This window comes from Myxococcus dinghuensis (assembly GCF_024198235.1).
Lineage (GTDB): Bacteria > Myxococcota > Myxococcia > Myxococcales > Myxococcaceae > Myxococcus > Myxococcus dinghuensis.
Map to the genome: position 1 here is coordinate 82,756 of NZ_JAKCFB010000030.1, position 21,251 is coordinate 104,006.

The window sequence follows — 21,251 nt, forward strand, 5'->3', positions numbered from 1 at the left end:
CCCCCGCCCCAGCGAGACGTCACCTCACGAGGAACGCTCCCGCCCCGCGGACTCGAGGACCTCACAGGCCTCGACGTACGCCTCCTCGGTCAACTCCCCCGAGAGGAGCCTGCGGATGATGGACGCGGGCTCCACCGAGATGTCGCCGCACACCAGCCGGAGATTCGCTCCCGGGCGGACCTCCGGCGCGAAGCCCCGGTGCATCAGCGCCGTCCCCAGCCATCCGACCAGCATCCTCCGGACCTGCTGGCGCTTCCCCTCCGGCGACAGCATGTCCAGCCCCTGGGGACGCACGCGGTTCCACAGGCCCTCTCCCTCCTTCAACAACCCGGGCAGGGCGTCCAGGGGCGTGCGCTTGGGGTCGAGGTTCGAACCCGCCCAGTGCTTCTGCATCTCCGGCGAGACGACCTTCTCCGCGATCTCATCCCAGCGCAGCGCCACGAGCGCCCCGCTGATGGAGCGGTCGACCCACGCCGCCTCCGCCGCCTGCTCTCCGCCCAGCAGCTCCACGCACCCGGACAACGGCAGGAACTCGGCGACCGAGGCCTCCGTCGCGCCCGAGTACCCCACCGAGCGCAGCCGCTCCGCGACCACGGGGTGCGAGTCCCAGGGAGACGGAGGTCGCTCCAACTCCTCCTGGATGCCCTGTTCCACCTCCACGCGCCGACTCGGCTCCGCGAGGAACCTCCGGAAGCCCTCCAGCATCGGCACGCCGACCCGCTCCTCGAACAGCGGCAGCAGCTCTTGCGACAGGTACGCCTGCCAGTACGGCGCCAAGGCATGCACCTTCCTCAGCGCCGCCGCTGTCGGGCCCACGCCACACACCGACGCGGCGAGGGCATCCGCCGCCAGCTCCTGGCTCCGCGACACCGCGCTGGAGGTGCGAAGGAAGAAGCGGCCATACAACTGGAACGGGACGTCGAGGAAGAAGGCAGAGTCCTCCAGCGCATCCACCGCCAGCGCGATGGACCGCCGCGTGCGATACACCCACGGCCCCAGGGACAGGTCCCCACCCTGATGATGGCCGTACTCGTGCGCGAGGACCGACGCCAGCTCCTGCCGCTCCAGGAACGCGAACAGCGGCAGACCGATGCCCACCACCGGCTCGCGCCGCAACCCGAACCAGCGGCGCTCCATGCCGATGAAGGCCGTGGCCTCGACGGAGAGATAGACCTTCTTGGGCACCCTCGCCTTCGCGCGGTCGGCCACCTCGTCCAGCAGCCTGAAGAGCGCCGGGAACTCCTCCCGCGACAACGGCCGGACATCGCTCTTCTCCTGGCCGGAGAACCATCCGCGCGGCCGCAGCGCCCAGAGCACCGTCACCGCGCCCGCGCCCGACACGAGGCCGGACAACCCCACGGACCCGGAGTAGTGGGCCTCCATGAACGGCAGCCAGAGCAGCGCGCCCGCGACTGCCAGGCCGAGCAGCCAGAACCCACCCCACAGGACGACCGTGAGCACCGCGCGGCCCCCGACTCCCGGACGATTCACAGAGTCCATGACGTGATTGCCTCGCTGACCACTCCGTGGAACCAATCCGCCTTGCGCGCCTGTTCGACCCAGCGCTTTCGCTCCGCCTCCGGAAGCTTCGCGTCCCGTGAACGGACGAACGCCGCGGCGGCGCGGATCTCCCACGACAGCTCACTCGATTCGAGCGACGCCAGCTCCCCCTGGATGAAGCGCTGCAGGTCCGCCCGCTGTGACGGGGCGATGAGCGGGAAACGCTCGAGGGAGCGTTGACACTCCGAGGCCCCGATGCGCACGGACTCCGTATACGCCAGCGCCCACGCGCCCTCGGAGAGGATCGACATCTCGAGGTCGGACACCGACTCGGCCGCGCGCAGCGCGTCCGTCGGGGAGCGGCCCACCACGGCCATCAACCGGACGCCGCTCGTGGCCGAGTCCGAGGTCACCTGCAGGTGCGCCCGTGCGCGAAGCCAGTCGAGGCGCTCGCCCTTCTCCTCCGCCTCGAACTTCGCGACGAGCGCGTCCGCGTCCCGCCGCCCCGTTCGCGCCGCGACCAGGGCGTATACCTCCGCGATCTGCGAGCGGACCCGCGCCTCCCGCGCGCCATCGAACATCCGGGTCAGCCGCGCCAACGCCTCGGCCTCCCTCCCGAGCGCCACGAACGCGGTCATCGCCTCCTCGAGCACCTCGAGCGCGGCCGTCTCGTCGAGGGCGACGAGCCGCTCCCAGCCCTCCCGGGTCCCCTCCCAGCTCCCAGCCAGGTAGCGGCGATGCACCACGCTGCGGAGCAGCTCCGCGTGCTCCGGGAAGCGCTTCGCCATCATCTCGGTCGCCAGGCTCCCCTCGGGGCCCCGCTTCAAGCGGACATACAGGTACTGGGCATCCGGCGATTCAGGCGCCTTCGAGGCACGCGACTCGTATTCGGAGAGGAGCGCCTCCCGCCCACCGTCCATCTCGACGGCCCATTGGTAGGTGCGATGCCAGTCCAGCGCCTCCGGCTTCGCATCCCGCATGGCGCGCGAGATCCGCACCGCCTCCCCACTGCTCCTGGAGGACGCGGCCCTCACCGCGCGCTGGGACTCCGACTCTGCCCACCCGGAGAGCCGGGCCGCGGCTTCCGTGAACGGGAGGGCTTCACCCAACCGGTTCCACGCCCCCAGGTAGACGAAGCACGTGGAGAGCAGATCGCCCTCCTTCCGGGCCACCTTCACGAGGCTCTTCACCATCCGCCCCTGATCCTCCCGCATGGAGAGGCTCTCCGGCGGGTCCGTGAACAGGTAGTCCACGTCCCCCAATTGGATGACCTGCTGGCCACAGAACACCGTGGGCGCAGGGCCGTCCTCCTTCAACTCCTCCGGCGACGCATAGAGCACCTGGGCCAGCAGGACCGGCATACCGCCCGCGATGTTCCACATCAGCAGGCCACCGCCGGGCTGGACGTCCAGGTCCACCACGTCCACCTCCATGCCGGATTGGGAGACGGCGCGCCCGTGCTGGCGCCCCACGGGCACCGTGAGCGTCGTCACCGCGCCCGCCGCGACCGTCCTCGACACGCCCCCCAGCGTCACCTCCAGGGGCTGCGCGAAGGCGTTGCCGAGGTGGACCTCCCGATACCGCGACGCATGGAGGGCCTGACCCGCGCCGCCCACCACCAGCGCCATGACGGCCAAGGACACCAACCGGGTCCACAACCACGACAGCGTCCCCAGGGGGACACGCGCGAAGACCGTCCACCCGGAGTCGTGCCTCCGGACCACATACGCGCCCAGGGGAAACAACGGGACGAAGAACAGGCCGACCACCGAATGCGTCACGATGACCGTGCCGTCGACCGCGTCAGGCTCCGCGCCGCCCAGCAACGCGGCGCCAAAGCCATTCAGCGTCCCCAACTGCGGGCCATTGCCCTTCAAGGGACGCGCGAAGAGCCGCCGCTGCCCCAACAGGACCTTCAGCACCTGCCGATGCGAGCGCAGCCGCCCCAACCACCGCGCCCACTTCAACGTCCGATACAGCTTGAACGGGTCCCCCCGCTCCACCGCTCGACGCACGCGCGCGTCCTCACACAGCACGCGCAGCTCGGGAATCCGATGCAGCAAGCCCGCCGGGTCTCGAATGAACATTCAATGACAGCCTATCCGGAATGGCGACACCGCCACGAGGCCTCGTCGCAAGTTCGCCACACGCCCGCGCCCGGACGAGCGGCGCCCCAACGACTGACAAGGCTGTCTTGAATTCGCCGCGCCGACGGGGGACGCTTCGGCGTCAGCCCATGGGGTCCGGGGCGAAATCGACCGCCATCTCGAGCTGTGACAGCGCGGGGTACGCGAACCCGGCGCCCAGGAAGAAGCGGTCGCAGAGGCCCTCGGGCACGACGGCGCTGACGACCAGGGCCTTTCCAGGATGTGCCGCGGCCAGGGCGCGGAGGAGCCGGCGCCCTTCCCCGCGTCCTCGCTGGGACGGGGCCACGGCGATGGAGCGCAACACCAGCGCGGGCGCGGACACGTCGGCGACCACGGCGACGGCGTCACCGAGCCGGAACGCGCGGGTGGGGAGCGCCGATCCCAGCACCGTGGCCGGGGCGAGCTGCCACGGCAGGCCCTCGGGGAGCAGTGCGGCACAGGTCGAGAGGGGGACCTCCCGAAGGACACCCGGCTCGGGCGTCGGCGTGCCCGTGAAGCCGACCAGTCGACGCACGCGGCGGAATCCCAGACGTTCGTAGAGCTTCACCGCCGGAGCGTTCTGTTCGATGACCTCCAACACCATCCTGCAATCACCGCGCGACCGGGCCTCCTCCATCAATGGCTTCAACATCTCCGCGCCCAGTCCCCGTCCACGCCACGCGGGGACGATGCCCATGCCCGCGACGCGACTCACCCGCCCCCGGCGAGCCATCAACACCAGCCCCGCCGGCGCGCCATCGACGAGCGCCACCCGACTCTCGACCAACGAGATGTGCTCGCTCCGGACGCGCGCGTCGAAGAGGTGGGGCACATCCGGGACGTTGACGAAGTAGCCCTCGAACGACCGGGCGAACAGCGTGGAGAGCGCGAGCAGCGAGGACTCGGACGCGGGAACGAGGTTCATCCCGGCGGTGTAACCGAATGACCCGTTGGCGCGCACCCCGGGAGTCGAGGGTGTCCTCGGAAGAGGGTCGGGACTCGCGCCCCGGGTCCTGCGCGCGTCGCGGTACCGGGCCCCCTCCGAGTCCTCCTGGAAGACGGCCCTGGACCTGAAAAGGTGACGGCCTCCCCCCGACGCGACTCGCGCGCACCAGGAAGGGAAGCCGTCACCCGAGGCGCTCAGCTCAGGGAGAAGGTGATGCGAATGCCTCCGAGGAGGAACTCGTCACCGTCCGACACCTTCTGGCGCGTGATGCGGTTGTTGTCGAACCACGTGCCGTTCGAGGAGCGCAGGTCCTCGATGAACAACTCCTCGCCCTCGCGAAGAATCGCCGCGTGTTCTCGTGAGACTCGCGCGGACTTCACCATGAGGTCGCAGTTGGGGCCTCTCCCGATGATGAACCGCTCGCGATTGACGAGGATCGGCTCCCCGTCGTCGAGCTTCACGTAGGCCGTCATCTCGGGAGGCTTCGGGACGATGATCGTCTTGTCCGGTCGCGGCCCCGAGCGCTTGTCGTCCTTCGCCTGCGTCACGACGTCGGACGCATCCTCGTCCTCGACGTCGGAGTGTGCGTCGACGGGAGGCGCCGATGCGGCCCCGTCATCCAGGGGCTCGGCCTTCACGTTGTCCAGGGTGTCCGGCTCGTTGGCGTCCGAGTCCTCGTCGTCCGCCGCGCCGCCAGCGCCCCGCGCCGCCACCGCCTCGTCGTCCTCCGACTCGTCGGCGTCATCGTCCGAGTCCGCCCCGTCCGAGTCCTCCTCATCGGCGTCGTCGGAGTCCTCGTCATCGGCGTCGTCGGAGCCCGCTTCGTCCTCCGACTCATCGGAGTCCTCGTCATCGGCGTCGTCGGAGTCCGCTTCGTCCTCCGACTCATCGGAGTCCTCGTCATCCGCCGAGTCATCCTCATCGTCGGAGTCCTCCGCATCGGACTCCTCTTCGTCCTCCGAGTCATCTTCCTCCTCGGAGACCGGCTCGACGAGGCGATCCACGTCCGCGACGAGCGTGAGGATGCGCGCGGACACCGCTTCCCGAAGGGCGGCGTCATCCACCTGGGACTCCTGGGTGGTGGGCTCGGCCTCTTCGCCCTTGGACTCGACCGGAGGCTCGGCTTCAGCGGACTCCGAGGGGACCGCTCCGGCAACCTCGTCCAGGGAAGCGGGCTTCTCCGCCGCGACCTCGACAGGCCGCGCTGGCGCCTCGGCAGGGACGACAGGCGTCGCCGCCGGCCCCGTGGGCTGCGCCGGTGCGACCTGTTGCACCGGAACAACCGAGTGAGCCACGACCGCGGGCGCAGCCGTGACGGCCGGCGCCGCGACCGTGTTCGAGGCCGGGGCCGTCATCTCCGAGAGGCTGACCGGCGTGGGTTGGATGAACCCGAACTGACGCGCGAGCGCGAAGATGGCCTGGTTGACCAGGACGTCCCGGTCCACGCCCATCTCACGGCTCATCGTCTCCAGCGCATGCCAGAGCGGGTCCGCCACTTCGACCTTACGAGGCGTGCGGTTCATGGTTCAGCTCCCCCTCAGGTTGTCCTGCCAGGGCGACACATTGCTGGCATCCACCAGCCAATAGAACATCGCCTGCATCTCGCCATACTGCTGTTCGACGATGCCCACCAGGTTCGACGGGAGCGCGTCGATGTCCACGCCCTCGAAGTCGAAGCCGGCGGCACCGGAGGCCTTCGCGCCCCTGCCGTTCATCACGCGTCGATCCCTCGCCCGCCACAGCCGCTGACTGGACATGCCGGCCGCGTGGCCGAAGTCCGACGGCGGCGACACCTTCTTCGGCATCGTCACCTCGTTCTCGCCACACGCCCACAACAGCCACGTCAGGGCCGCCCAATCCGCGCGCGCCATCCGCGCGATGTCCGGCAGGCCCAGGCTCCGAGGCGACACGGTCTCGTCGACGCCGATGGACTCCTCCCCGATCTCCACGTCGTCCTCGACCAGCTCCACCGGTCCGTCCGGCAGCAGGGCCGACAGGTCCGGCGGCAGCCACGGCAGGTCCGCGCCCGGCTTGAAGCGCCGCTGCAACTCCGAGCGAACGGTCTGCAACCGCGTCGCGTACTTCTTCACCAGCCCCTGGATGGCCTCGAGCGACTGCGCGGGCTTCTCCGGCAGGTCGTTGTACGTGGAATGGGGCGTCTGCGCCGACGGCCAGAACTCGAAGCGCGGATACAGGCTGCGCGTGTAGATGCGCAGGAAGTCCGCCGTGTCCGGCTCCGCCTTCGCCAGGCCCTCCGCGTCCACCAGCGCGTGCTCGTCCAGGCCCATGTTGAGCAGGATGAGGCCGCGCGTGAACAGGAAGGCCGTGCGCTCGGGCGCCAGCAGCATCGCCGCGTGGACGAAGTCCAGGGCCGCGCGCGGACGGTCCTGCTGGTCCATCAGCACCGCGTATCCCCGCAGCAGCATCGCCGCGTCACCGCCGCGCAGGAGCGTCTCGGCCAGGGCCGCGAAGGACTGTCCCGCGTTCTGCAGCGTCTCCCCCGCGGTGCCCCGCGCGTTCTCCGCCGTGCGCGGCAGGGCCACCCGGTCGATGAGCTCCTTCAGCGGCGTCACCTCCGCGGTCTGCGCCACTGCGCGGGCCATCGCGAGCACCCCGACCATGTGGTCGCGCTCCGCGAGGCACCGGTCGACCACCTCCCGCCACGACTCCTCGGACCGGGGCAGGTTCGAGAAGACCTCCGACGCGGCCATGTGCTCTTCGTCACGCGACACGCCCAGGTCGCGCGTGAGCACCACCTTCCGGTCCGCGTCGAGCAGCTTCCACGTGCCGCAGGCGAGGTCGTTGTCGTATTCACCCTCGTCGTACGCGACGCGCGGGTCCTGGTACTCGTCCTTGGCCAGCGAGCGGTACGCGCCCTTGCGCGAGCCCTCGACGAACTCGCCCTCCCAGAGCAGATCACCGTCCTTCAGCCAGAACCGCGCCGGGCCGTGCCGCTCACCGGCCTTGTTCAACTGGACGAGCGACCACTGCCCCAGGTCCTCGCGGAACTCCGCCTGCTCGGGCAGGCTCGCGGGGCGCTCCGGATACAGCTCGCCGGTGGAGGGGAGCAGTCGGCGTCCCTGGGCGTCGAAGTGCCGCACGCTCACGACCCGACCGTGCTCGTAGAGCATGGTCGTCTTGCGGACGACCTCCGAGACGCCGTTCTCGTGCATCCGCTCCGTGGTGACGGTGTCCGTCGCGTACCACGTGCGGGGCCCGTGCAGCTCGCCCTCCGCGAACTCGCCGTCCTGGGAGACCTCGCCGCTCTCGTGGAAGCGCTTGAAGGGGCCGTGGGGCTTGCCGTGCACGAAGATGCACTCGTTGCAGAGCGTGCCGTCCGCGCGCCAGTACTTGTAGGGCCCGTGGTTGCGGCCCTTGGAGTCCTTGGGACCGTGGACCCACTCACTGTCCCCATCATCCCAGACGGCGTCGGGGTGGACCCCCGGCGGGACGATGCCCTGCTCGGTGAGCTTCTTGTTCTCCTCGGCCTGCTTCGCCTGGGCGACGTCCAGCCCCTTCAGCGAGCGCACCAGCGTGTCCAGCCGCGCGGCGGACAGCGCGCCGCTCGAGCGGTGCACCACCACGCCGTCCTTGAAGGCCATGAGCGTGGGAATCGACTGGATGTCGAACTGCCCGGACAGCGCCTCGTGCGCTTCGGTGTCGACCTTGCCGAAGACGACGTCCGGGTGCTTCGCGGCGGTGGCCGCGTAGGTGGGCGCGAAGGCGCGACACGGGCCACACCACTCCGCCCAGAAATCCACCAGGACCAACCCCGGCCCGCCAGTCGTCTTCTCGAAGGTCTCGGCCGTCAGGTCGACGGGATGCTCACTCAAGATGATGCCTCGGATGCAGTGGAAGTCGGGAGCTTGTAGTCGAGCCCTCCGCCACATGCCAGCGCAGCGTGGGACGCCGGACACCCCGCGATTCCCCCAGTAGAACGGGAATACGCGACCCCTCTATGCTGCGCGCCGTGCGCTCCTCATCCCACTGCCTCGCGATGACCCTGGTGCTGTTCCTGGCTCCCCTGACGCCGGTCATGGCCCAGCAGGCGGAGGACCGTCCTCGCAACCACGAGCTGCGCTTCGACTGGACCCGGGACGGCATCATCGCCGGGTCCGCCGCCGCCCTGTGGATCTCCAGCGAGGCCCTGTTCAAGGGCGACCTCGCCCCGGTGCATTGCCGCTGGTGCGACCGGGCCCCGGACGGGAGTGACCGGCTCAACAGCGTGGACCGCTGGGGCCGGGGGCTCGCGGGTTCGACGGAGGCGTCCCGCAACCGGGCGGGGACGTGGAGCAACATCATCGGCTTCGGGGTGCTGCCCGCGGGTGTCATCGGCATGCAGCTCGCGGTGGGCCGCGCCTCCGACAGCCCGCACCACTACTTCCCCCAGGACACCGCCATCATCCTGGAGAGCGCCCTCATCGCGACGCTCGCCAACCAGACGGTGAAGTTCATCGCGGGGCGCGAGCGTCCCTTCGTCCACGTCCTCCCCGAGGACCAGAAGCGGCTGACCGCGCACCCGGACGACAACAACCTCTCCTTCTACAGTGGCCACACCAGCCTCGCGTTCTCGCTGGTGGTGTCCGCGGGCACGGTGGCCGCGCTGCGTGGCTACGACCACCAGGCGTGGATCTGGGCCGTGGGCCTCCCCGTGGCCACGAGCGTGGGACTGTTGCGCATGGGCGCGGACAAGCACTACCTGACGGACGTGGCCACCGGCGCCGTGCTCGGCTCGGCGTTCGGCGTGGCCGTGCCCCTGCTGCTGCACGGCCGCACGGACCCGGGCGACAAGGCCGCGAGAGCGCGCCGCGCGGGTTCCGGGGTGCGGGCCATGCCCGTGGCCGGCGCGCGCATGGCGGGCATCTCCGGGACGTTCTAGCTAACCGGGCACCGGGGACAGGCCCGCCCCCGCGGGCGAGCCGTCCCCTTCCCCGTCGCGACCGAGCGCGTGGACGGGGAGCGCCCCCATGTCCCAGCGCTGACCGGGGACCCAGGCCACCTCGCCGGACGTGCCCCAGCCCACGCGGACCGCGGCGCGCTCCTCGAACTCCAGCCAGAAGACGGACTCCTCCGGACGCGCCGCCTGGTCCAGGCACGCGATGCGCGTGGGGCTCCGGCCCGGCTCCTCCAGCGCCACCGCGAACGCCTTGTGGGAGTGGCCGCACAAAAGCCACTTCGGCTGCACCGTGTCCACCAGCTTGCGCGTCACCGGGTTGCCAATCCAATACGACGGCAAGGGACGCGGCGGCGCGGGGTTCTCCTCCCGGGCGCGCTGGACGATGCCGCGCGGCCACTCGTGGACCAGCATCACGTCCACGTCGCGCGCGGACATCACCCGCTCGACCTCCGCGGCGCGGAAGTAGCCGGCCTGCTTGAGCGTTTCCTGCGTGGAGGGGCGCTTGAGCGGCTGGTCGATGAAGCGCGGCGCGTGGATGCCCGACAGGAAGGCCACCCGGAGTCCGCCCAGCTCGCACAGGCCGGAGCGCCCCAGGTACGTCACGCCCGGCGCCAGCTCGCCGCCGCCCTGGAGGTCGTGCAGGGCGTCGAAGTCCTCGTTGTTGCCCCCGATGAAATACAGGGGCCGCTTCACCCGCCGCACGCCGTCCGCGTATTCGGCGAACTCGGCGGGCATCGTCCGCTTGGCGGCCTTGCGGCGGTGGTCGTCCGCGCGCCGGAAGGCCTCCACGTCCCCCACCGCGAGCACGAGGGAGACGCGGCGCCGGCGCGCCTGCTCCAACACATCCAGCCAGGCCTCCACACGGTGGAAGCGACCATGGATGTCACCCAGGGCTGCGACCAGCAGGGGTTCCGCCATCGTGACCCCAGGGTGCTCCCCGCTGCGCATCCTGTCGAGTCATCCCTCCCCCCGGAGGGATGGTGGCTGATGGAAAAGCCACAGATTCACGGCAAAGCGCTGCGGGCCAGGAGCCGACCCGCGGCCAATCACAGCCACAATCACAGCCCCTGCCCCGCGCCCCGGGAATACACAGACTCCCCTGCCCCGGCATCCCGGGTGCGGGCTCGCTCCCGGTATCAGTTGCAGCCGAGCGGATAGGTGATTTCGACCAGGGAGCCGGGCGCGGGCGCCGCCTCGCGGTCGAAGACGACGGTGTTGGTGCGCGCGTCGTAGCGCCAGCCGCTCGTCACCCCGACGCCGTCCACCTCGACGACGATGCGCGACGCGTCCGCGGGCAGCTCGGAGAGCGGGAAGTTGCGGTTCGGACCGAAGGCGCTGTTGGAGAGCTTCTCCAGCGACGCGGCCCAGTTGGGCGTGCAGATGCTGTCCACCACGCCGCCGGTGGAGCTCGCCAGTTGCATGTAGCGGCTGCCGGAGCTGCTGGAGGTGGGGCAGGTGGCCAGGTCCATGGGGCCGACGATGGCGTTGATGCTCAGCTTCGCCTTGTCGTTGCCCTTGAGCGCCAGGAAGTACGTCTCGTAGAAGGAGACCGGCTGCGAGCTGAAGTCCTCCTCGTCCGACAGGAAGATGATGGCCAGCTTCGCCTCCGGGCGCAGGAAGCCGCCGTTGCCGTCGCCCAGTTGCGGCGTGCGCGGATCATCCTCGCTGTAGATGAGCGGGTCCGACAGCGCGCGGTGCGCCGCGTCCAGCCCCTGCTCGTTCCAATGACAGACGCCCACGCGGGTGTTGTTGGCGAAGACCGTGGCGGCGTCCGGCGTGTTGGGGGTGATGATGCGCGGGCGCGAGCCGTCCACGGGGAACAGCCGCCCGTTCTCCCCGCCCTGGGCCCCGCCCGGGCACTCGGACCAGCCGCCCGGCGAGGGCTCCAGCCCCGTCGTGGTGACGCCGATGCGGTAGTCCACCGCCGCCGCGTTGGCCGCGCTCAGGAAGGCGGCGAAGTTCTGCCCCAGGCTCTGCTGCTCCTCCATCATCGACCCGGAGTTGTCGACCACGAACAGCACGTCCACCTTCGCCTGGGACTCCTGGAGGAAGCGGTCGGTCTGCTCCGCCTTGGACGCGCCCCGCCCCACCAGGCCCGCCGTGTACTCCGCGCCGTCGGCCAGGCGGAAGCGCACCGCCGCCGTGTCGTCCCCGTCGTCCTCGGGCGTGTACGACGCCGTCAGCCGCACCCGCCCCCGGGGCGGAACCTCCGCGGGGAACGCCCCCGCGGGCCCCACCGAGAACTCGGTGCCCGTCTGCTCCACCACCAGCCCGGACACCTTCTGCGGCCCGAGGCACTCGTTGACGACCACCAGCTCCCGCGCGCGCGGCCCGCACCCCAGCTTCGTCACGCCGAAGTCCACGGTGGTGGGCTGCACCGCGAAGCACCCGTTGACGCCCTCGCCCATCAGCGCCACCAGCGGGTGGCCCAGCGAGGGGTGGTTCACCCACGCCTCCGCGAGCCCCGCGAAGCTGCCCTCCGCCTCCGGCTTGAAGCGCACCACCAACGTGGCCCGCTGCCCCGGCCGCAGCACGCCGTTCTCCCGCGGCTTCGCGGAGAAGGCCTCGTCCGAACCCGCCGCCAGTTGCATGGAGGCCAGGTAGCAGGACTCCGCGCCGGTGTTGCGCAGGGAGACGCCCAGCGACACCTCCGCCCCCACCGGCACCTTCCCGAAGTCCAGCGTCGACGGCAGCACGTACTCACACGGCCGGAAGGCCTGGCCCTCGCCCTTCAACGACACGGACTCCGTGGAGGTGGTGCCCCCCGCGCGCACCGTCACCGCGAGCTGGCCCTCGCTGGCGCCCACCACGCCCGCGCGCGGGCTGAAGGTGACGCCCACGAACGACGACTGGCCGGAGGGCACGGTGATGCTCGCCGGCGCCTGGGCCAGGGTGAAGTAGCCGCCCGTCAGGGTGCTGAGCTGCAGGTTGTTGACGAGCACGCTGTCGCGGCAGCGGTTGACCACCTCCACGTCCCGCGTGGCCGTCATCCCCTCCGCCACCACGCCGAAGTCCAGCTTGCGCGGCAGCACCGCCACGCACGACGTGCCGCCCTCGCCCGTGAGCGACACCTTGGGCCCCGGCGCGCTGGAGCCCTGCTCCCGCACCCCCAGCTCCACCCGGCCCTCGCCCGCGCGCCCCAGCACCGCCGGGGTGAAGGCCATGCGCACCTCCACCACCGCGCCCGGCGCCAGCACGCCCCCCACGAGCACCGGCGCGCTCACCACGCGGTAGACGCCGCCGGGGTTGTCCTGCAGCTCCACGCCGCTCCACTTCAACGGTTCGGAGCCCTGGTTGCGCACGGTGATGGACTGCTCCGCGCTGGCCCCCAGCGCCACGCGCCCGAAGTCCAGCCGCAGCGGCGTCACCTCCAGCTTCGACGCGATGCCCATGCCCTTGAGCGGCACCACCGCCGGCTCGCACCCGTCGCACACCACCACGCGCAGCTCCGCCGCCGCCGCGCCCAGCCTGCGCGGCGCGAACGCCACCGACAGCACGCGCTGCTCCCCGGGCGCCAGCATGTCGCTGTCCCCGTGCTTCGCGGTGAACTGATCCGCGTCCGCGCCCTGCACGGACAGCCCCAGCGGCGTCTCCACCGCGGAGGTGTTGCGCACCGTCACCTCCCGCATCTCCACCAGGCCCATGGCCACGTTGCCGAAGTCCAGCTCCGTCTCCGGCACCTCCAGGAAGGCCTTCACCCCCAGGCCCCGCACCGGCACCGCGCCCTTCGACTCCGAGTCGGTGAGCAGCTCGATGGCGCCCTGGACCGCGCCCTCCACGTCCGGCGTGAAGCGCACCTCGATTTCACGCTCGGCGCCCGCGCCCAGCGAGAAGGGCTCGAAGGGCGGCACCGTCACGTTGGGGATGCTCGAGGTGGCGCCCTCCACGCGGTACGAGGCGCGCCCTCCGTTCGACACCTTCAACTTGAACGCCTTGGTGCGGCCGAGCGCCGCGGGGCCGAAGTCGATGGTCTCCGGGCGCACGACGAAGGCGCTCTTCGCCTTCTGGGACGATGGCCGCTCACAGCCCACTCCCACCCCCACCATCAGCGCCACCGCCACCCACAGAGCACTTCGCATACGGTCCTCCCCGCACTCCCGGACCCGGACCCCAGGCAGCCTTCGCTCCCGCGAATCCGGCGGAGGGGCCGCTCTGCAACCCGAGTGCCTGAACCGAGGAGGGGGCGGAAGTCCAACGCCCGACGTGGCAAGCCTCCGGTGAGCCAGGGAAACGCCGTTCTCCTGGATGGGAACGGCATTTCCCACCCGGGGGCACGGACTGGAATTCCTTCAGGGCATCTGGTCGACAGTCGGGCGAAACGCGTGGGCCGTGTGAACAGAAGGGCTGCTCAAGCGGCGGGGGGCGCCACCGGCGCGCGCAGCCGCGCCACCACGCCCGTTCCCCAGAGCACACCCGCGATGCACACCAAGGCCCCCGTCACCGCCACCGGGGAGACGGCCTCACCCAACAGCAGCGCGCCCATCACCCACGAGAAGACGGGCGTCAACTGCGTGGCCACGCCGCCGGCCACCGCGGTGACGTAACCGAACGCATACGTGAAGGTCATCTGTCCGACCACGGAGGACACGCCCACACCCAGCAGGGGAAGCGCGACATCCCAGCCGAGCGGCCTCCAGTCCTGGAGCGCGAACGGGAGGCTGAACAAGAGGCCGAACAGACAGAAGGAGAGGAACACGGTGGCCGCGTCCGTCTCGTGGCGCAGCGCGCGGATGACCACCACCGCCGCGCCCCCGAGCACCGCCGACGCCATGCCCGCCCACGCGCCCAGGCCCATGGACACGGACGTGCCCTCCCCCATCGTGCTCCACATCACGAGCCCGGCCCCGAGCGTGGTGAGCACCAACCCGCCGAACAGCGTCCCGGTCACCCGCTCGCGCAGGAAGAGCCAGCCGATGATGGCGGCGTAGATGGGCCAGCAGGCGTTGAGCAGCACCGCCGGCCCCACCGTCATCCGGTCGATGGCGATGAAGTACAGATAGACGGCCGAGCCTCCGAAGATGCCGCGCAGCGCCCACAACGGCACGCGGCCGAAGCGCGGCCTGCGGCGCATCAGCGGGAAGTAGCAGGCGAGGAACAGGAGCCCCAGGGCGAAGCGCCCCGCCGCCACCTGCCCTGGAGAGAGGCGGCCAGCCAGCAGCCGCGCGCACAACGCCATCACCGCGAACGCCATGCTGGAGAAGACCAGCAACGGCGTACCGCGGTACCGCTCGGGGAGCACCCACGGGTGTGTCATGGATGGGGCGGCCGTATAGCGCGAAATCGCGCGGGGCGCTCCGGCGGCGCGCCGCCCGCCCGTCCGCCCGGAGCCCCACCTCATGTGGGATGGACGGAGCGACGCGGGACGTTGACCACCATCCATCCACCGTTCCAGGTTTTTCCACTACCGGAACACCCATTCAGTGGTAGACAGCCCGCCCATCATGTCCGAGCCCGACGTCATCTCCCTCCGCGGCGCCAAGGAGCACAACCTCAAGAACGTCTCCCTGGACATCCCCAAGAAGAAGCTCGTGGTCTTCACGGGCGTCTCGGGGTCCGGGAAGAGCTCGCTGGCCTTCGACACGCTCTACGCCGAGGGGCAACGCCGCTACGTGGAGAGCCTCTCCGCGTACGCCCGGCAGTTCCTCGGGCAGATGGAGAAGCCCAAGTACGACACCATCCGGGGCCTTTCGCCCACCATCTCCATCGAGCAGAAGGCGGCGAGCAACAACCCTCGCTCGACGGTGGGCACGGTGACGGAGGTGCACGACTACCTGCGCGTGCTCTACGCCTCCATCGGCGTGCAGCACTGCCCGCAGTGCGGGCGCAAGGTGGGCAAGCAGAGCGCGCAGCAGATCGTCGACGAAATCCTGAAGATGCCCAACGGCTCCAAGGTGCAGGTGCTCGCGCCGCTCGTGAGCAACCGCAAGGGCGAGCACAAGGACCTGCTGGCGGAGGCGCAGAAGCGCGGCTTCTCCCGCGCGCGCATCGACGGGAAGCTCAAGAGCCTGGAGGACCGCGTCGAGCTGGACAAGAAGTCCAAGCACGACATCGAGCTGGTCATCGACCGGCTGGTGCTCAAGGCGGACGTGCGCACGCGCCTGACGGACTCCGTGGAGACGGCGCTGCGCGAGGGCAAGGGCACCCTCATCATCACCGACGAGACGGGCGCGCAGGCCGCGGACCGGGTGATGAGCGAACTGAACGCGTGCCCCGCGTGTGGCCTGTCCTTCGGCGACCTGACGCCCGCGTCGTTCTCCTTCAACAACCCGCTGGGCATGTGCACGGACTGCAACGGCCTGGGCACCCGCCCGGAGATGGACCCGGACCTCATCGTGCCGGACCCGTCGCGCAGCATCCGCGACGGCGCCATCGAGCCGTGGGCCAGCGGCATGAACCGCGGCGAGGGCTGGACGGCCGACTTCGTGGAGAGCCTGTCGAAGGCGTTCAAGATCGACCTCGACGTGCCCTACGGGAAGCTGTCCAAGCGCGAGCGCGAGACGCTGATGTACGGCGCCAAGGGCAAGAGCTTCACCGTCGAGTGGGGCGACAGCGGCAAGTACAAGATGGAGTGGGAGGGCCTGGTCGAGCGCCTGATGCGCAACTTCAAGTCGACCACCTCCGAGTCGCGTCGCACCGAGCTGCAGAAGTACTTCAGCGACAAGCCCTGCCCCACGTGCAAGGGCGAGCGCCTGCGGCCGGAGAGCCGCGCGGTGAAGGTCCACGGCCAGTCCATCGTCGAGCTGAACCGGCTGACCATCTCCGACGCGCTGACCTTCCTGGGCGCCATGGCCCTGTCCGAGCACGAGCGGAAGATCGCCACGGAGCTGCTCAAGGAGATCCGCAGCCGCCTGTCCTTCCTGGTCGACGTGGGCCTGGGCTACCTGATGCTGGACCGCACCGCGTCCACGCTCTCCGGCGGCGAGAGCCAGCGCATCCGGCTGGCGTCGCAGATGGGCAGCGAGCTGACGGGCGTCATCTACATCCTCGACGAGCCCTCCATCGGCCTGCACCAGCGCGACAACGGCAAGCTCCTGACGACGCTCAAGCGCCTGCGCGACCTGGGCAACTCCGTCATCGTCGTGGAGCACGACGAGGAGACGATGGAGGAGGCGGACTGGCTGGTGGACTTCGGTCCCGGCGCCGGCGAGCTGGGCGGTCAGGTCGTGTCCCAGGGCACGCCCCGGCAGGTGATGGCGGACGAGGGCAGCGTCACCGGCGGCTACCTGTCCGGGCGGCTGGAGATCGAGGTGCCGGAGGAGCGCCGCGCGCTCAACCCCAAGCACCAGATCGTCATCCAGGGGGCGAAGGAGAACAACCTGCGCGACGTGGACGTGGTGGTGCCGCTGGGCATCTTCACCGCCGTCACCGGCGTGTCCGGCGCGGGCAAGTCCACGCTCATCAACGAAATCCTGTACCCGGCGCTCGCGCGGCACCTGTACGACAGCCGCGAGGCGCCCGGGAAGCACAAGGCCGTGCTGGGCGTGGAGCACCTGGACAAGGTCATCGACATCGACCAGCGCCCCATCGGGCGGACGCCGCGCAGCAACCCCGCGACGTACACCAAGGTGTTCGACACCATCCGCGAGGTGTTCGCGATGACGCCGGAGGCGCGCGCGTTCGGCTACGGGCCGGGCCGGTTCAGCTTCAACATCAAGGGCGGCCGCTGCGAGTCGTGCGAGGGCGACGGCGTCAAGCTGGTGGAGATGCACTTCCTGGCGGACGTGTACGTGCCCTGCGAGGTCTGCCAGGGCAAGCGCTTCAACGAGGCGACGCTGCGCGTGCGCTACAAGGGCAAGAACATCGCGGAGACGCTCGACATGAGCGTGCGCGAGGCGATGGAGCACTTCGCCACGCACAAGGACATCATGCGCGTGCTCCAGACGCTGGGCGACGTGGGCCTGGGCTACATCCGCCTGGGCCAGCCGTCCCCCACCCTGTCCGGCGGCGAGGCCCAGCGCATCAAGCTGGCGCGCGAGCTGGCGCGCGTGGCCACCGGCCGCACGCTCTACATCCTCGACGAGCCCACCACGGGCCTGCACTTCGAGGACATCCGCAAGCTCCTGTCCGTGCTCAACCGCCTGGTCGCCGCCGGCAACAGCGTGCTCGTCATCGAGCACAACCTGGACGTCATCAAGAGCGCGGACTGGCTCATCGACATGGGGCCGGAGGGCGGCGCGGGCGGCGGCCAGGTGCTCGCCGTGGGCACGCCCGAGCAGGTCGCCAGGGCCAAGGGCAGCCACACCGGCCGCTACCTGGCGCACGTGCTGGGCAAGGCGCGCCGCGCGCGCGTCGGAGTCCGCGTGGACGGGCCCGCTCCCGAGCCGACCGGCGCCGCGCTCTGACCACTCGCACCACTCCGAAACATGGAGCGGGGGGCGGGGGTGCCTTCATTCACCCCCAGCCCCCCGTCCACCTTGGAGGAAGACTTCGCAGGTGGGGTGTGAGTCATGAATCCAACCAACAGCCGCGTGTCACATGATAGGCCGCGCCCAATCCCTGTCAAACACGCGCACCCGGCTTAAAGGCTCAGCATCCGAGACGCACTGTCATCAAAAATGACAGCCTGCGTCGTCAGGGATTCGGGCGCGGGCCGGGCTCGAGGGGTCGGCGCGTGTGCCCCGCTCCATGCCGGGGTGGTGGCCGGGCGTGGGCCTCCCGCCGTGCCCCTGGGGGCCCCGGTGGAGTCCCGGCGGCGTGTTGGGTAGGGTGGCGCTCCTTGCCTTCCAGGCGCCCCCACCTTTCTCCACCAGGGAGCACCCCGACTCATGGCTGAGAGTCCCACCGCCACGCAGAACGCCCGGTTCCCGGCGCAGATCCCGTTCATCATCGGTAACGAAGCGTGTGAACGCTTCAGCTTCTACGGGATGAGGAACATCCTCACGGTGTTCCTCATCGACTACCTGCTGCGCAACGCGGTGCCGGACAACGGGCTGCGCGAGTCCCAGGCGAAGAGCCTGATGCACACGTTCATGGCGGGGGTGTACTTCTTCCCGCTCATCGGCGGGTACCTCGCGGACCGCTTCTTCGGGAAGTACCGCACCATCCTCTGGCTGAGCCTGGTGTACTGCGCGGGCCACGCGTGCCTGGCGGTGTTCGAGAACAACCCCACGGGCTTCTACACGGGGCTCGGGCTCATCGCGGTGGGCAGCGGCGGCATCAAGCCGTGTGTCGCGGCCATGGTGGGGGACCAGTTCAACGAGTCGAACAGCCACCTGGTGAAGAAGGTCTTCGCCATCTTCTACTGGACCATCAACTTCGGCTCGTTCTTCGCGTCGCTGTTCATCCCGTTGCTGTTGAAGAGCTCCGGGCCGGCCGTCGCGTTCGGCATCCCCGGGGTGCTGATGTTCCTGGCCACGCTCATCTTCTGGTCGGGCCGCAAGCACTACGTCCTGGTGCCGCCCACGGGCGAGAACCCGCACTCGTTCCTGAAGGTGGTGACCAGCGCCCTGAAGAACCGCCAGCCTGGACAGGGCTCGTGGCTGGACGGGGCCAAGGCCCGGCACCCGGCGGAGGCGGTGGAGGGCGTGAAGGCGGTGTTCCGCGTCAGCGCGTTGACGCTGCCGTTCGTGCCCTTCTTCTGGATGCTGTTCGACCAGAAGGCGTCCACGTGGGTGGTGCAGGCGCGCTCCATGGACCCGCACATCGGCGCGTTCACCTTCCAGCCCAGCCAGATGCAGTTCGTCAACCCGATGCTGGTGATGCTGCTCATCCCGTTCCTGACGGGCGTGGTGTACCCGCTGTTCCAGCGCTCCGGGTGGGAGCTGACGCCGCTGCGGCGCATGCCGCTGGGGCTGGTGTTCGGCGCGGTGTCCTTCATCATCGCCGGCTTCTTCCAGGTGGCGATGGAGGGCGGCACCCCGCTGAACATCGCGTGGCAGATCCTCCCGTACGTGGTGCTGACGCTGGGTGAGATCCTCATGTCCACCACGGGCCTGGAGTTCGCGTACACGCAGGCGCCCCGGGAGATGAAGGGCACCATCCAGAGCGTGTGGCTGGTGACGAACACGCTGGCGAACGTGGCGGTGGCCATCGCCGCGGCGCTCAACGTCTTCTCCGGCTCCGGCCAGTTCTTCTTCTACGCGGGCATGGCGCTGGTGGCCGCCGTGGGCATGGCGCTCGTCGCCCGCCGCTACGTCGTGCGCGACTACTACCAGGTCGCGGCCCCCGTCCCCACCGAGGAGCGGAGCGCGGCGGGCGTCACGCCGGCCTGACCCGGGCGGACGAGGCCGCGAGCGCGGCCTCCCCGCCTTCGTGCTGGAACGAGGAACGCCGGAGTCCCTGGACGAGGGGCTCCGGCGTTCGTGCTTCAGGGGCCCGGCGCCGCCCCGTGGGGACGGCGCCCGGGCCTGCCTCGTCGGCTCAGGCCGCGGCCACGGAGGAGCTGCCCTGCGTGGACGACGAGGGCGGCGCCGCGGGCTTCACCTCGTCGGTGCCGTGCATCATCCGCTTCAGGATGGGCGCCACGCCAAGCAGGATGAGTCCGGAGATGCCCGTGCCGATGACGATGTAGAGGAACACGTCGAACTCACCGAGCTTCGACGAGTAGCCGCCGATGACGCCCGAGAGCTTGTTGGCCGCAGCGTTGGCGAGGAACCACACGCCCATCATCGCGGAGACGACGCGCGTGGGGGCGACCTTGCTCACCATGGACAGGCCCACCGGCGACAGACACAGCTCGCCCATGGTGTGGAACAGATAGGCCATGATGACCCACCACATGGACGCCTTGCCCACGGCAGCGCTCTGCGCCGAGGCGCCCAGCATGAAGACGAAGCCGATGGCGAGGAACAGGAGCCCCATGCCCATCTTCACCGGGATGCTCGGGTCCTTGCCGCGCATGGACAGCCAACCCCATAGCCCCGCGAACAGCGGCGCCAGGCCCACGATGAAGATGGAGTTGAAGCTCTGGAACCAGGTGGTGGGAATCTCCTTGCCGAAGACGGTCTTGTCGACCTTCGCGTTCGTGTAGAGGTTCATCAGGCCACCCGCCTGCTCGAAGCCCGTCCAGAACGCCACGACGAACGCCGCGATGATGAAGATGACGACGATGCGGTCGATCTCATCCCGCGTGAACGCCAGACTCTTGGCCTGGTTCCTGCGCAACAGTTCCTTGACCTCTCCACGCTTCTCCGGCGCGAGCCCCACCTTCCCCAACAACCGCTGCTGCAGCGCCATGAAGGCGATGAGCCCCAGGAGCATGCCGACGCCCGCGGAGCCGAAGCCCCAGTGCCAGCCATAGACCTCACCCAGGGTGCCGCAGATGAAGTTACCCAGCATCGCGCCCAGGTTGATGCCCATGTAGAAGATGGTGAAGGCGCTGTCCCGCCGCCCGTCGCCCGCCTCGTACAGACCGCCCACCATGGTGGAGATGTTCGGCTTGAAGAAGCCGTTGCCGACGATGAGGAAGGCCAGGCCCGTGTAGAACATCGTCACGCTGGGGAGCGCGAGGACGAGGTGGCCGATCATCATCAGCGTGCCACCGAGCACCACCGCCTTGCGCTGGCCGATGAAGCGGTCCGCAATGAAGCCCCCGACGATGGGCGTCAGGTACACGAGGCCCGTATAGGTCCCGTAGAGACTGAGGGCCTGGTCATCCGTCCACCCGAATCCACCGTTGACCTTACTCGTAAGGAAGAGGACGAGCAGGCCGCGCATGCCGTAGTACGACATGCGCTCCCACATCTCGGTGAAGAACAGCAGGTACAACCCGGGCGGGTGCCCCTTGCGGGCGGCGCCCGCGGCAACGGTTCCTTGCATGCCGTGGTTTCCTTCAGTGGCAGTG

General features: G+C 69.9%; 12 protein-coding genes. 3 read left to right on the forward strand and 9 right to left on the reverse strand.

The features are described 5' to 3' along the window. Window positions 1-24: 24 nt before the first annotated feature. From LZ198_RS30475 to LZ198_RS30495, 5 genes are all read right to left on the reverse strand, one after another. Window positions 25-1,500, reverse strand: coding sequence for a M48 family metallopeptidase (locus LZ198_RS30475; protein WP_253975622.1), 1,476 nt, complete (start codon window positions 1,498-1,500; stop codon window positions 25-27). Beyond that, window positions 1,488-3,587, reverse strand: a complete 2,100-nt coding sequence (locus LZ198_RS30480) for a hypothetical protein (protein ID WP_253975623.1) — start codon at window positions 3,585-3,587, stop codon at window positions 1,488-1,490. Before LZ198_RS30480 ends, LZ198_RS30475 begins: the two co-directional genes overlap by 13 nt. A gap of 142 nt (window positions 3,588-3,729) precedes the next feature. Beyond that, window positions 3,730-4,551 carry a GNAT family N-acetyltransferase gene (locus LZ198_RS30485; protein ID WP_253975624.1) on the reverse strand — a complete coding sequence of 274 codons (822 nt, stop codon included), beginning with the start codon at window positions 4,549-4,551 and terminating at the stop codon, window positions 3,730-3,732. Between the two features lie 215 nt (window positions 4,552-4,766). Further along, window positions 4,767-6,095, reverse strand: coding sequence for an FHA domain-containing protein (locus tag LZ198_RS30490; protein ID WP_253975625.1), 1,329 nt, complete (start codon window positions 6,093-6,095; stop codon window positions 4,767-4,769). A gap of 3 nt (window positions 6,096-6,098) precedes the next feature. Then, window positions 6,099-8,405: a thioredoxin domain-containing protein gene (locus tag LZ198_RS30495; protein WP_253975626.1), complete on the reverse strand. Its 2,307-nt coding sequence runs from the start codon at window positions 8,403-8,405 to the stop codon at window positions 6,099-6,101. Between the two features lie 125 nt (window positions 8,406-8,530). Between LZ198_RS30495 and LZ198_RS30500 the strand changes: the two genes are divergently transcribed. Then, window positions 8,531-9,451 carry a phosphatase PAP2 family protein gene (locus LZ198_RS30500; RefSeq protein ID WP_253975627.1) on the forward strand — a complete coding sequence of 307 codons (921 nt, stop codon included), beginning with the start codon at window positions 8,531-8,533 and terminating at the stop codon, window positions 9,449-9,451. On the opposite strand, the gene LZ198_RS30505 is transcribed toward LZ198_RS30500, so the two are convergent. The 3 genes from LZ198_RS30505 to LZ198_RS30520 all read right to left on the reverse strand — a co-directional run bounded on the left by LZ198_RS30505 (window position 9,452) and on the right by LZ198_RS30520 (window position 14,723). Further along, a complete protein-coding gene (locus tag LZ198_RS30505) occupies window positions 9,452-10,387 on the reverse strand; it encodes a metallophosphoesterase family protein (RefSeq protein ID WP_253975628.1) in 936 nt (311 codons plus the stop codon). It lies immediately after the preceding gene. Window positions 10,388-10,605: 218 nt separating this feature from the next. Beyond that, window positions 10,606-13,548, reverse strand: a complete 2,943-nt coding sequence (locus tag LZ198_RS30510; RefSeq protein WP_267145493.1) for a choice-of-anchor D domain-containing protein — start codon at window positions 13,546-13,548, stop codon at window positions 10,606-10,608. Between the two features lie 269 nt (window positions 13,549-13,817). Continuing rightward, window positions 13,818-14,723, reverse strand: coding sequence for a DMT family transporter (locus LZ198_RS30520; protein ID WP_253975629.1), 906 nt, complete (start codon window positions 14,721-14,723; stop codon window positions 13,818-13,820). 187 nt (window positions 14,724-14,910) lie between these two features. Here LZ198_RS30520 and uvrA point away from each other — a divergent pair, with 187 nt between their 5' ends. Then, complete coding sequence (uvrA, locus tag LZ198_RS30525; RefSeq protein ID WP_253975630.1) at window positions 14,911-17,811, forward strand: excinuclease ABC subunit UvrA; 2,901 nt, start codon at window positions 14,911-14,913, stop codon at window positions 17,809-17,811. A 423-nt stretch (window positions 17,812-18,234) separates the two neighbouring features. Then, the gene (locus LZ198_RS30530) at window positions 18,235-19,680 is read left to right on the forward strand and encodes a POT family MFS transporter (RefSeq protein WP_253975631.1); all 1,446 of its coding nucleotides are present in this window, start codon (window positions 18,235-18,237) and stop codon (window positions 19,678-19,680) included. A gap of 148 nt (window positions 19,681-19,828) precedes the next feature. Here the strand turns inward: LZ198_RS30530 and LZ198_RS30535 are convergent, their stop codons facing one another. Further along, window positions 19,829-21,226: a peptide MFS transporter gene (locus LZ198_RS30535; protein ID WP_253975632.1), complete on the reverse strand. Its 1,398-nt coding sequence runs from the start codon at window positions 21,224-21,226 to the stop codon at window positions 19,829-19,831. Between the last annotated feature and the right edge of the window lie 25 nt (window positions 21,227-21,251).